The organism is Silanimonas algicola, from assembly GCF_054777375.1.
This window is the reverse complement of record NZ_BAAHAS010000003.1, coordinates 263,544-276,249: the sequence shown is the minus strand read 5'-3', so window position 1 is coordinate 276,249 and position 12,706 is coordinate 263,544. Positions and strand designations below refer to the sequence as shown.

Below are 12,706 nucleotides of genomic sequence, written 5' to 3'. Positions count from 1 at the left end.
GCCCTCGCCGCCCATGTCTGCCCTGCCACCGATCCGCACCGTCGCTGCCGTCATCGCCGACGACGACGGCCGGGTACTGTTGGTGCGCAAGCGCGGCTCGACCACCTTCATCCAACCCGGCGGCAAGCGCGAGCCCGGCGAAAACGCACTCGCCACGCTCGCGCGCGAACTGCACGAGGAGCTCGGCGTCCACCTCATCGAAGGCAGCGCACGGCGTCTCGGCGAGTTCGAAGCCGAGGCGGTCAACGAGCCCGGCCGCCGCGTCCGCGGTGAGGCTTTCGCCGTGCGCATCAGCGGCACGCCGGTGGCGCACGCGGAGATCGCCGAACTGGCGTGGATCGCCCCGCAGCCGCCCTTCGCCATCCCGGTGGCCCCGCTCAGCGCGGACCACATCCTCCCCGCGTGGCGGGCGACGCGCCGCTGAGGGTTTTTCCCGACCCGCGGGAACGGTCAACGCGCGCCAAAAGCGACGGGGCCCGCACATTCCGGGCCCAGCGCCGTGCCTAGGCTGCCGTCACCTGAAGCGACCGACGACGGAGGTTCCCCATGTCTCTCGGCAAGCCCCATGACTGGGCCCATCGGCTCCTCGACACGCTGGGCCACCCCGACCCCCGGGTGCAGGACCTCGAAGCCACCGTCGCGGCGATTCGACGTTCCACGGCCGTCGTCGAATTCACCCCCGAGGGCACCGTCCTCGATGCCAACGAACCGTTCCTTGCGGCGCTCGGCTACCGCCTCGACGAGATCCGCGGCCAGCACCACCGGATGATGCTGACGCCGGAGGACGCGGCGGCACCGGCGCACAACGACTTCTGGGCACGACTGGCCGCCGGCGCGGTCTCGTCGGGGCAGTACGAGCGTCGCCACAAAAGCGGCCGCCCGGTGTGGATCGAAGCGAGCTACAACCCGGTCTTCGATGCGAGCGGCCGCACGGTGAAGGTGTTGGCCTTCGCCACCGACATCACCACGCAGCGCCTCGCCGAAGCGGAGGCGAAAGCCAAGCTCGAGGCGATCGACCGCGCGATGGCCGTGATCGAATTCGACCTCGACGGCCGCATTCTTCACGCCAACCCCGCCTTCCTCGCCGCCACCGGCTACACGCTGGCCGAGGTCGTCGGGCAGCACCATCGGGTGTTCGTCGCCGCGGAGGAGGCCGCCAAGCCTGCCTACGCCTCGTTCTGGGCGCGCCTGCGCGAGGGCCACCCCGACCAAGGCCAGTACCACCGGTTCGGCAAGGGCGGGCGCGAGCTCTGGCTCGAGGCGACCTACAACCCGGTGAAAGACCCGACGGGGCGCCCCTTCAAGGTGGTCAAGTTCGCCACCGACATCACGACCCAGAAGCTGAAGGACGTGGAGTTCAGCAACCAGATGGCGGCCATCGACCGCACGCAGGCGATCATCGAGTTCGACCTCGACGGCACGATCCTCAAGGCGAACCGCAACTTCCTGACGGCGACCGGCTACACGCTCGACGAGGTCGTCGGCAAGCACCACCGGATGTTCGTCCGTCCCGAGGAGCGCGAGAGCGCCGAATACCGCGACTTCTGGCCCAGCCTCGCCCGCGGCGAGGCCAAGGCCGGCCGCTTCCGCCGCGTCGGCCGCGGCGGGCGCAACGTGTGGCTCGAGGCCAGCTACAACCTGCTTCGCGGGCTCGACGGCAAGCCCTACAAGGTGGTGAAGTTCGCCGCCGACATCACCCCCGCCATCAACGACATGATGGGCGAGATCCGCGATTTCTCGATGCTGATCCGCACGGCGTCCTCCGAGATCGCCACCGGCAACGAGGATCTCGCCAAGCGCACCGAGGCGCAGGCCGCCAACCTGGAGGAAACCGCCGCCTCGATGGAGGAGCTCACCTCCACCGTCAAGGCCAATGCCGCCTCCGCCGCCGAAGCGCGGCAGCTCGCCACCAACGTGGCCAAGGAGGCCGACGGCGCCGACCACGTGGTGCACGACGTGATGCGCTCGATGACCGAGATCGAAGCCTCGAGCCGCAAGATCGCCGACATCATCGGCCTGATCGACGGCATCGCCTTCCAGACCAACATCCTCGCGCTCAACGCCGCGGTGGAGGCCGCCCGCGCCGGCGAGCAGGGCCGCGGGTTCGCGGTGGTCGCCTCGGAGGTGCGCGCGCTGGCGCAGCGCTCCGCCGTCGCCGCCAAGGAGATCAAGGGGCTCATCGACCTGGCCACCACCTCGGTGCACGAGGGCTCGGGCCGCGCCCGCCACGCCGGCGAGGTGATGGCCGGCATCGTGCGCCAGGTGCAGACGGTCTCGACGCTGATGCAGGATATCGCCTCGGCCACCATCGAGCAGGCGTCGGGCATCGAGCAGGTCAGCACGACCGTGGTGCAGATGGACAAGGCCACCCAGCAGAACGCCGCCCTCGTCGAGGAAGCCGCCGCAGCGGCACGCTCGCTGGACGACCAGGTGGACGGCCTGCTGGCGATCGTGCGCGGCTACGTCGACTGAAGGCCGGATGCCGTGCGGGCGCCGGGCCATCCTCGGCGCCGGCGCGAATGCGGTGGGCAACGCTGCGTTCCCGCCCTGCGCTCGCCGGAGGCAGGAGCGGAGGCCCAGGCTGGCAGCATGGACCTCCCCCTCCCCACCCTCTTCGTCTCGCACGGCGCCCCGACCTTCGCGCTCGAACCCGGCGCCGCCGGCGCCGCGCTGCGCACGTTCACCCGGGCGGCGCCGACCCCGCGCGCGGTGCTGCTGCTTTCACCGCACTGGATGACCCGCGGGCTCGCGATCACCGGCGCGGCCGCCCCACGGACCCTCCACGACTTCGGCGGCTTCCCCGCGCCGCTCTACGCGCTGCAGTACTCCGCACCCGGCGACCCGGCGCTGGCCACCCGCGTGCAGACGCTGCTGGCGGCGCAGGGCCTCGCCGCGACGATCGACCCGCAACGCGGCTTCGACCACGGGGCCTGGGTGCCGATGCTGCACCTGTACCCGCACGCCGACGTGCCGATGGTGCAGCTCTCGATGCCGGCCGACCTCGACGCGCGCGGCGCGACGGCGCTTGGCGCGGCACTGCGGCCGCTGCGCGAGGACGGCGTGCTGGTGATCGGCTCGGGCAGCCTCACGCACAACCTGTACGAGCTCGACATGGCGGCCGGCGACACGCCGACGCCCGAAGCGCAGGGCTTCGTCGATCGTGTGAGTGCGTCGCTCGCGAGCGGCATCCCGCCGGCGGCCTTCGCCGACCAGCTGATGGCCATGCCGGGCCTCGCGCGCACGCATCCCACGCTGGAACACCTTCTGCCCCTGCCCTTCGCCCGCGCGGCGGCAGGCGAGCAGGTCGCGGTGGAACGATTGGACGGCGGCTACCGCTACGGCGCGCTGTCGATGCACGCTTTCGTGTTTGCGTAGGGAGGTGGCGCGCCCGGAGGGATTCGAACCCCCGACCAATGGCTTCGGAAGCCACTACTCTATCCGGCTGAGCTACGGGCGCGTGGTGTGCTGCGACTGCCGGGCGACCCACGGCAGGGGTGCAGTATAGCCGAGGCCAGCCCCTGCCGGCCGCCGGCCTCAGGGGGCGGTGGTCCGGGCCGCCAGCAAGCGCTTCAGGAAGGCGTCGAGCGCCGGCTCGCCGTCGATCCAGCGGGCCACCACCACGAGGTCGTGCTCGCGGTCGATCACTACGGCGTTCATGCCGTTGCCGACGAAATAGACCGTGCTTTCGGGCATCGACGGCAGGGCCTTGCGGCCGGTGTTGAGGAACCAGTTGGCGTGGCCGTAGGCGGGGTTCACGCTGCCGGGCGTGCGCGAGCGCGCGATCCAGGCCGGGTCGACGATCTGCCGGTCGCCCCAGCGGCCGTCGCGCAGGTAAAGCAGACCGAAGCGCGCGAGGTCCCAGCTGTCGATGAACAGCCCGCCGCCCCAGTGGCCGCCGCCGGACACCGATTGCATCCGCTGGCCGTCGAGCGCGACCCACGAATTCCGGTAGCCCTCCCAGCGCCAGCGCGAGGACGCGCCGATGGGGTCCATGATCCGCTCGCGGAACACCACCGGCAGCGGCTCGCGGTGCACGTGCAGCGCCGCCAGGGCCAGCACGTTGATGCGCACGTCGTTGTACTCGTACACCGTCCCCGGCGCGGCGCGCGGTGCCTTCGGCCAGTCCTCGGGCGTGTCGCCCACGGGGCGGTCGGCCCAGTCCGGCTTGCCCCACAGCGTGCCCTGCCAGTCGCTGGTCTGGCGCAGCAGGTGCTCCCAGGTGATCGGCGCGTTCTTCGGGTCGGTGAACAGATCAACCCCCGGCGGCATCGCTGCGGCTACCGGCGCGTCGGGGTCGATGCGGCCGTCCTGCCACGCGAGACCGACCACGGCGGAGAGCGCGCTCTTGGTGATGCTGTGCGCCATGTCGACGCGATCCGGCTCACCGAACGACGCGAGCACGCGGCCACGGTGGATCACGACGCCGCTCACCGGCCCGCGCGGTGCCATCGGCCCGAGGATGCCGCCGAACCAGGGCTCGCGCTGGCCGAAGCTGCGCACCCAGGCGGCGGTCTGGTCGCGCGGTGCCGGGTTCTCCTGCGTCTGCACCCAGGCGACCGCCTCGGCGAGCTTCGCCGCATCGAAGCCGCAGTCGCGCGGCGGGCATTCGGCCCAGGCACCGCGCGGCGGCACGTCGGCGGCGTCGTGGGCCGGCGTGGCCCACGACGGGGTGGCCAGCAGCAGGGCGAAGCCCAGGGCGAGCGACGGCAGCGGACGGGGCATCACGGGTCTCGGGTGGGATCGAAGAAGGCTCAGCGGGCCAGCAGCACGTCCGGCGCGGCCCGCATCGCGAGGAAGAGCTCGAGGCGGCCGTCGCCATCGACGTCGAGCATCACGCTGTCGAACAGCGGGCCGCGGATGGCAGCGGGCCACAGCGAGGCGGGGGCCGGCGCGAAGCGCCCGGTGCCGTCGTTGAGCAGGGCACGCACGGGCGCCGGCTCGGGCGCACCGAACACCACGTCGGCGCTGAGCAGGTCGAGGTCGCCGTCGCCATCCAGGTCATGGAGGTCGCCGTGGAAGCCGTTCTGCGCGTCCGGTGGCAGATGCGTGGCGGTGGCCTCGCTGAAGCGGCCGCGTCCGTCATTCAGGAGCAGGCGATCCTGCGCGTCGCCCTGCGGGCGGCTGAAGCGGGTGTTGGCGAGATACACGTCGAGGTCGCCGTCGCCGTCCACGTCCCCCAAACCGACCTTGCGCGTCTCGTCGGCCAGCGTTGGCCAGTGCGTCTCGGCGGCGAGCACGAAGCGGCCCGCGCCGTCATTGAGCAGCAGGCGCGCGCCGTTCTCCTTGCCGAACACGAGGTCGGCGTCGCCATCGCCGTCGACATCGCCGGCGATCACGTCCTGCGAGATGCCGTCCACCGCGGGCAAGGCCTCGCGGTCGTGGGTGAAGCGCGCCGCACCGTCGTTGCGCAGCACGCGGTCGCCATCGGCATTGGCGGCGACGAGGTCGAGGTCGCCATCGGCATCGACGTCCACCGCGATGATCCCGTTGCCCACGGCGCCGGCCGCGGCCTCGAAGGGCGCGACGGCGAATCGGCCCGTCCCGTCGTTGAGCCACAGCTCGGCCGCGCGGTCGTCCTCGCTGACGATGGCGAGGTCGAGGTCACCGTCGCCGTCGAGGTCGGCGAGCGCGGCTTCCTCGTGGTCGTGCGTGGTCTGCGGCACGCGCGCCGGGTCGGCGGTGAAGCGGCCGCGGCCGTCGTTGAACAACACCTGCACGGGGGCCCACTCCATCGCCACGACGAGGTCGGCATCGCCATCGCCATCGACGTCGCCTGTCTTGGCGTCCATCGACAGACCCGCCAGCAAGCCGCCCGGCAGGGCACCGTCGCGCGGGGCCCACGGCGAGGCGCCGACCGGGGTGGCGAGGGCGGCGACGAGGGCGGCGACGAGGGCTCGGCGGGCCGGGCGGGTCGGGGGCATGGACGGACTCCGTGGCGAGGGCAGGCAGTGTCGGCGCGGCCGCGTGAGCACCGCGTCCGCCTCAATGCCGCAAGGTGGACGGCTCGGACGTCTGCGCCAAGGCCGGCGGGAAGCGCTCGGCATACCAGGTGGCGAAGAGGGCCGCGGGCATCGCGTCGCCCCACCAGCGTCCCTGGCCGGCATCGCAACCGAGTTCCTGCAGGCGCTCCGCCTCCGCGGGGGTCTCGATGCCTTCGGCCACGCTGCGGATGCCGAGGCTGGCGGCAAGCTGCGCGATCGCTCGGACGATGGCTTCGCCCTGGACGCCATCGGCCAGGCCGCGCACGAACCGTTGGTCGATCTTCAGGGTCTGCACGTCGAAACGCTGCAGGTAACCGAGGTTGGAGTAGCCGGTGCCGAAGTCGTCGATGGACAGTCCCACGCCGATGGCGCGCAAGCGGGCGATGCGGTTGCGCAGCGGTTCGGCGTCGCCGACGAGGCTGGACTCGGTGAGCTCGAGGAGCAACTGGCGCGCCGGCAGCGCGTTGGCCGCGAGCGCGCGTTGCACGACGAGGTCGAGCTCGCCCTGGGAAAGCTGGACCGGCGAGACGTTCACCGAAACCACCAGCGGTGGCAGGCCGCGCGCCTCCCAGCGGCGCGCCTGCGCCACCGCCTCCTCCAGCGCCCAGGCGCCAAGTGCGTGGATCAGGCCGCTGCGCTCGGCCAGCGGGATGAACGCCCCCGGCGACACGAGCCCGCGCTCCGGATGGCGCCAGCGCACCAGGGCCTCGACCGCACCGACGCGGCCGCTCGCCAGATGGACGATCGGCTGGTAGTGCAGCTCCAGCTCGCCGCGCTCGATGGCGGCGCGCAACTCCGAGACGAGCCGGAGGTGCTCGCCGACATCGAGGTCCACTTCCGCGTCGGCGAAGCGGAACGCGTTTCGGCCGTCGGCCTTCGCGCGAGCCATCGCGGCTTCCGCGCGGTTCAGCAGGGTCTCGAAGGTGTCGCCGTCGTGCGGAAAGCGGGCGATGCCGATCGAACTGCCGCAGGTGATGCAGAGCCCGTCGCGTTCGAACGGTTCGGCAAGGCCGTCGAGGAGCCGCTGCGCGAACACCGCCAAGGCCTCCGCGTCACCCAGTTCGCTGCTGACCACCACGAACTCGTCGGCGCCGAGGCGGCCGAGGGTGTCGGTTTCGGCGGCGAGCACCCGCAGCCGTTCCGCCATCCGCTGCAGCACCGCATCACCGACACCGTGGCCGAGCGAGTCATTGACGCGGCGGAAGTCGTCGAGATCGATCACCAGCATCGCCAGCGGGTCGCCGTCGCGACGCGAACGCGCCAGCGCCTGGGCGAACCGGTCCTGGACCAGCAGGCGGTTGGGGAGGCCGGTGAGCGCGTCGTGCTGCACGAGGAAGGCCAGCCGCATGGCATTGTCCTTGGCGCGATCGCTTTCCGCCTCGGCGCGCGTCACGGCAGCCTGGAGATCGCGGGCCATGGTCCGACCGATCACCGCGACGACGACGAGGATCAGCGCGCGGTTGATGAAGCTCCAGAAGCCGACCTCGTGCCTGGTCGGGGTGAACCATCCGCCGATCTCGGCCGCAGTGAAGCCCGCCAGGGCCAGCAGCATGAATCCACCCAACAGGAAAAGCGGCCGCGGGCTCAGCGTCATCGCCGCGAGGACCAGGATGCAGGGGTAGGCGAGCACGACCAGGTCGGTGACCCCGGTACGCATCCCGATCATCGCCGTGGCCACGAGCGTCATCACCCACAGCACCAGCAGCAGGGCCTCTTCGACCCGGCACCGCTGCTGCAACCACAAGGCGACGCCGAGCAGGGGCACGCCAACCACCAGCGGCAACAGCACCGGCGTGTCGATGACCGCGAGGTTGACGACGGCGAAGACCAGCAGCGCCGCCATCAGCAGGACGATCAATTGCCGCACGCGCCGCGATTGCAGCGCGAGCAGGGTGTCGCGCGCGGCGCCAGCGTGGGCGGGGCGCTGGCTCACGGCCCGGCGGCACCCTCCGGCGCGGCGCGGAGGATGCTCACGACGCGGGCTTGTACAGGGCGGCGTGGACGCAAGCGACGAGACTCACGAGGCCCCACCCGAACGGCGCGAAGCCGAGGGTGAAGATGAAGGTGAGCACCGCCAGCAGGCAGGCGGCGGCGAACCAGACCAGCGCCCAGAGGAGGCGGCCCTGCACCAGCTGGCCGAGGCCGGGGATGAAGAAACTGCAGACCGCGGCGATGACATTCCCCGTGCTGCCGCGCCCCGCGTGTTCCTGTCCGCTCATGCCCGCCCCTCCTGACCGTCGATGGTGGACCAAGCGTGCGGCCGCGGGGTGCCGCCGCGCAAGCGTGGCGACGCGGCAGGCGCCGCGCCGCCCCCTGCACTCCCGAGGGTTCCGCGCTCAGTTCTGCCGCGAGCACTTGTTCGGCGCGCCGCCCGGATCGCTGCCGAACGCCGCGGTGGTGCAGGCGATGCTGTTGCCCACGCCGACGAAGCGCGACACCCAGCGACCCTTGCGGCCGAAGGCGACCCAGCCCGTGCCACCATCGACCCGGCAGCTGCCGCCGAGGTCGGCGCACTTGCTGAAGCCCGTCGGATAGTCGCCCGTGCCGCGCAGGGCCGGGGCCACGCCGCCACCGGAGGGTGGCGCGGCCGTGGCCGGGCGCGTCGCCGACGCGGCATTCGAACTCGTCTCGCGACCGGCGACCGTGGTGCTGATCCAGTACCAGTACGGCACGCCGGCCACGGCCGTGGCGTCGCTGTAGCTGCGGATGCTCGCGCCGACGATCCCGATGCGGGTGCGGCCGGCGGGATTGGCGTCGGTGTCGCGGTAGACCTCCTGCGTGCCCGGCGTGAGGTTGGCCGGCGTCCACGCGAGGTTGATGCCCGAGGACGACGCCGAGGCGGTCAGGGCGATCGAGGGCGTCGCAGCCTGCGGGGGCGGCGGCGGCATGCCGCCGCCCGAGCCGCACTGCGGCGCCGACGTGGCGAGGTTGGTGCCGGCGCCCGCGGTGGCGAACACCAGGCACTTCACCTGCGCGGCCGGTGCGATCGGCAGCGTGTAGCCCAGCGGCTCGGGGAAGGTGCGGGTGCTCTGCCAGTTGGTCGCGTTGACGGTGTTGCCGCCGGGCGACGACCAGGTGATGCCGCTGCCGATGACGTTGTTGCGCAACTCCCAGAAACCGATCTGCGAACTGTCGCGCGAGGTCACCGGGTTGGCGGCGTTCTCGAAGTAGTTCGCCTCGATCAGCGCGACGCCGCCCATGCGGACGTTGATGCCCGACGTGCTGATGTTGCCGAAGTAGTTGTTGGCGATGTGGCTGAGGCCGAAGCGCTGCAGCGGCACGCGCGCCTGCACGTTCTCGAAGCGGTTGCGGTAGTAGGTGGTGCGCGCGGCGTTGTGGTCGGTGAAGCTGTCGGTGTGCCCGTTCAGCGCCACCTTCTGGTAGTTGTAGACGTGGTTGTACGAGACGGTGATGAAGCGCGCGCCGCGCTTGATGTCGATGCCGCCGTCGAAGCTGGCGTCGCCCGCACCAGGGCAGCTGGTGAGCGAGGCGAAGATGGTGTTGTGGTCGATCCAGATGCGCTCGGGGATGCGGCCGGCGCCGCGGCCTTCGACCGTGATCGAATCAGCGCCTTCGCCACCGGGCAGCAGGCCGATCGTCATGTTGCGGACGATGATGTTGCGCGAGTTGCCGACGATGAACAGGCCGAAGTTGGCCGATGAGCCGTTGGCGCCCTCGATCGTGATGTCGCTCTTGTCCTTGATCTCGACGACCACCGGGTCCTTGCGCCACTGCGCGCAGGGGTCGGTGATCGTGCGGAAGTCGAAGGTGCCGGTGTAGCGGATCACCAGGCCGCCGCTGCCGCCGTAGGCGTCGATGGCGGCGCGCATCTGCTCGGGGGTGCTGACGACGACGGGGGCACGGTTGCCGCCGCCCGTGGTGCCGGCGGCGTAACCGACGGCCTGGGCCTGCAGGCCGAAGGCGATGGGCAGGGCGAGCAGGCCGACGGCGAAGGCGGGGGTGGGGGGGCGCTTGGAGGGCATGGCGGGACTCTCGATGGGGGGATGCCACGTGCGCCCGGACGCTCGGGGGAGGCGCTGGCGGCGGGTCTATTCAACGCCGGATGTCTACCGGTGTCAATTGCCGATGCGAGGGGGGCCGGGCCCTGCGGCTGCGACGCAGCACGACGGTCGCGCAGCGCGGGATGCCCCGGCTCAGGCCGGCGCTTGGCAGGGGAAGCGGACGTCGACCCGGCAGCCTTCGCCGCTGGCGGTCTGGATGCGGATTTCGCCGCCGAGCGTCCGCTCCACGAGCGTGCGGACGATGCTGAGCCCGAGTCCGGTGCCGCCGCGCATCCGCGCGGTGGTATAGAACGGCTCGAAGGCCTTCTGCAGCACCTCGGGGGGCATGCCGGCGCCGGCATCGATGACGCGCAGCCACGCCATCCCGCCACTCTGCCCCGCCTGCAGCTCGATCCATGCGTCGGGCGGCGGGGTGTCGCCGTACCCGTGCACGCAGGCGTTGACCACGAGGTTGGTCACGACCTGCGCGAGGCTGCCGGCGTAGCTGTCGCACTCCACCGCGGCCATCTCGGCGAGCCGGGCCTGCACGCCGCGGCGGCGCAGCAGCGGCGACAGCGTCGTGAGGACGTCGGCCAGCGTCTTGCCGAGCTCGAAACGGCTGCGCACGTCATGGGTCTGGTCGGCCGCCGTGCGCTTGAAGCTCTCGACCAGCCCGGCAGCGCGCACCGCGTTGCGCTGGGCCATCTCGAGGCCGTCGCCGATCTCGGCGAGCGCGGATTCGAAACGCGAGCGCGTCAACATGCCGCTCGCCTGCGCCTCGCGCAGTTCGGCCAGCAGCCCGGCGCAATGGCTGACCGCCGTCACGATGACGCCGACGGGCGTGTTGATTTCATGCGCCACGCCGGCGACCAGCTGGCCCAGTGCGGCCATCTTCTCGCGCTCGACGAGGTGGCTGCGGGCCCGTTCGAGGTAGTCGAGGGCGGCGCGAAGCTCGGCGGTGCGTTCGGCGACGCGCTCCTCGAGCGAGGCGTTCAGGGCTTCGAGGCGACCCTGGTAGTCGCGGCGCTCGGCGGCGGTCAGCACGCGACCGAACAGGTCGGAGAGGCTCCCGAGGAAACCGACCTCGTCGTCCGCCCAGGCGCGCCGGGCGCCGCGATGCTCCGCGCAGAGGATGCCCACCATGCGGCCGTGCTGGCGCACCGGGCAATCGAGCATCGCGTGGATGCCCAGCACGTCGAGATAGCCGGTGGCGAACTCGGCGGTATCCGGGTGCGTGGCGGCGTCGCAGGCCACGATGGCCCGCTCGCGGGCCAGCGCGTCGAAATAGCGGGGGTACTGGGCGGCCGTGAGCTCGACGCTCCCGCCTTCGTGATGGCCGCCCTCGGCCCGGTCGAACAGGTGCAGGCAGCGGATGGAGCAACCGTCGTCCCCCCGCATCCAGACACCGCAGCGGTCGATGCCCAAACCCTCCACCGCGGCGGCGGTGATGGCGCGCGCGCTCCGGGCGACGTCGCCCTCGTCGATGTACGTCGCCTCGCTGAGGGCCAGCAGGAGGCCGTCCCGCACGCTCCTCACGTCGCCAAGGCGCGGGCTTTCGCCCGGACGAGCAGGAGGATGTCGAAGTTCTCGAGCGCCAGGGCGACCAGGGCCGGGTCCAAGGACCGCGCCGACCGCTCGGCGAGCAAGGCCCGGAGGGCTTCCGGGGTGCTGGGCGCGCGGTCGGTCGCGCCGGCCAACCGCGCGTCGATGAGGTTGGCGACCGCGAGGATCCGGCTCTCGAGCCCGATGGCCTCGCCCTGCAGGCCCTGCGGGAATCCCCCGCCGTCCCAACGCTCGTGGTGCTCGCGGGCGAGCTGCGCGGCGAGGCGCCCTTCGACCGTGGCCAGGCGATCGAGCAACCGGGCGCCCACCATCGGATGGTCGAGCACGGCCTGGCGGGCATCGCCGTCCAAGGTCTCGTACTGCAGCAAGGCGTGGCGCACGCCGGTCGGCAAGCGGAGGAGGCCGATGTCGCGGAGCACGGCGGCGTGGCGCACGGCCTCGACGCGGGTGGCCGGCAGGCCCATGAGGCGGCCCATCTCGGCGGCGACTTCGGCCGAGGCGATGGCGTGCGGGAAATACTCGGCGAGGGATTCGTCGACGACCCGGGACAGCAGCTCGACCATGCCGTGGAAGGCGCCTTCGACCGCCACGATATCGCGGAAGCTGCGGATGGCCGAATGCGCGACCGTGCGCAGTTTCTGCGCGGAAAGCTCGGTCTTCTCGCGATAGTCGTTGATGTCGTAATCGCGGATGACCCGGTCCTCCGGCAGGTGGCCCGGCTGTCCGGTGCGCACCACGAGGCGCGTTCGGTGGTTCCCCTGCTGCTCGCGCACCGCGGTGATCACCCGCAGGCCCGCGCAGGGCTCCTCCATCACCATGTCGATGAGCCCGAGCGCGATGTCGGGATGCGTCGCGAACAGCGCGATGCCTTCTTCGGCGCTGGCGGCCTCGAGCAGGTCGAGCGGGCGGCCGTCGACCTTCAGCTGGCCGAGGGCGAGGCGGGTGATCGCGCGGACGGACTCGTCGTCATCGACGACCGCGACCTTCCACGGCGTGGCCACGGGCGCCAGCGGCGCGTCCTCGGGGACTTCCTCGGCGAACTGCAGTTCGTCATTCATGGCCATCGCACGCTCCGACCGTGGCGTCTCCCGAGCATGCCACGCAGGCCCGGCTTGGCAATGAGCGCCTTGCGAAAACCGGTGAAACGACCCTGCGGACGCC

General features: G+C 71.8%; 9 protein-coding genes, 1 tRNA gene and 1 pseudogene. 3 read left to right on the top strand and 8 right to left on the bottom strand.

The genetic code is table 11. The features are described from left to right. The first annotated feature begins 13 nt into the window (after positions 1–13). From ACYVAK_RS11440 to ACYVAK_RS11430, 3 genes are all read left to right on the top strand, one after another. On the top strand, positions 14–424 hold the full coding sequence (locus ACYVAK_RS11440; RefSeq protein ID WP_461061057.1) for an NUDIX hydrolase: 411 nt from the start codon (positions 14–16) through the stop codon (positions 422–424). A 122-nt stretch (positions 425–546) separates the two neighbouring features. Beyond that, positions 547–2,472, top strand: a complete 1,926-nt coding sequence (locus tag ACYVAK_RS11435) for a methyl-accepting chemotaxis protein (protein ID WP_461061055.1) — start codon at positions 547–549, stop codon at positions 2,470–2,472. Positions 2,473–2,589: 117 nt separating this feature from the next. After that, on the top strand, positions 2,590–3,375 hold the full coding sequence (locus ACYVAK_RS11430; RefSeq protein WP_461061053.1) for a DODA-type extradiol aromatic ring-opening family dioxygenase: 786 nt from the start codon (positions 2,590–2,592) through the stop codon (positions 3,373–3,375). Between the two features lie 5 nt (positions 3,376–3,380). On the opposite strand, the gene ACYVAK_RS11425 is transcribed toward ACYVAK_RS11430, so the two are convergent. The 8 genes and pseudogenes from ACYVAK_RS11425 to ACYVAK_RS11390 form a co-directional block, all read right to left on the bottom strand. Beyond that, positions 3,381–3,457, bottom strand: a tRNA-Arg gene (locus ACYVAK_RS11425). 77 nt (positions 3,458–3,534) lie between these two features. After that, positions 3,535–4,722: a serine hydrolase domain-containing protein gene (locus ACYVAK_RS11420; protein ID WP_461061051.1), complete on the bottom strand. Its 1,188-nt coding sequence runs from the start codon at positions 4,720–4,722 to the stop codon at positions 3,535–3,537. 29 nt (positions 4,723–4,751) lie between these two features. Beyond that, a complete protein-coding gene (locus tag ACYVAK_RS11415) occupies positions 4,752–5,921 on the bottom strand; it encodes an FG-GAP repeat domain-containing protein (protein ID WP_461061049.1) in 1,170 nt (389 codons plus the stop codon). A gap of 61 nt (positions 5,922–5,982) precedes the next feature. Continuing rightward, positions 5,983–7,914 (bottom strand): putative bifunctional diguanylate cyclase/phosphodiesterase, encoded by a 1,932-nt coding sequence (locus tag ACYVAK_RS11410; protein WP_461061047.1) that lies wholly within the window; start codon positions 7,912–7,914, stop codon positions 5,983–5,985. Positions 7,915–7,951: 37 nt separating this feature from the next. After that, on the bottom strand, positions 7,952–8,200 hold the full coding sequence (locus tag ACYVAK_RS11405; RefSeq protein WP_461061045.1) for a hypothetical protein: 249 nt from the start codon (positions 8,198–8,200) through the stop codon (positions 7,952–7,954). A 702-nt stretch (positions 8,201–8,902) separates the two neighbouring features. Then, positions 8,903–9,964: pseudogene (locus tag ACYVAK_RS11400) on the bottom strand (pectate lyase family protein); the annotation flags it as partial. A gap of 171 nt (positions 9,965–10,135) precedes the next feature. Beyond that, positions 10,136–11,509, bottom strand: coding sequence for a sensor histidine kinase (locus ACYVAK_RS11395; RefSeq protein WP_461061043.1), 1,374 nt, complete (start codon positions 11,507–11,509; stop codon positions 10,136–10,138). Positions 11,510–11,514: 5 nt separating this feature from the next. Beyond that, the gene (locus tag ACYVAK_RS11390) at positions 11,515–12,609 is read right to left on the bottom strand and encodes an HD domain-containing phosphohydrolase (protein ID WP_461061041.1); all 1,095 of its coding nucleotides are present in this window, start codon (positions 12,607–12,609) and stop codon (positions 11,515–11,517) included. Between the last annotated feature and the right edge of the window lie 97 nt (positions 12,610–12,706).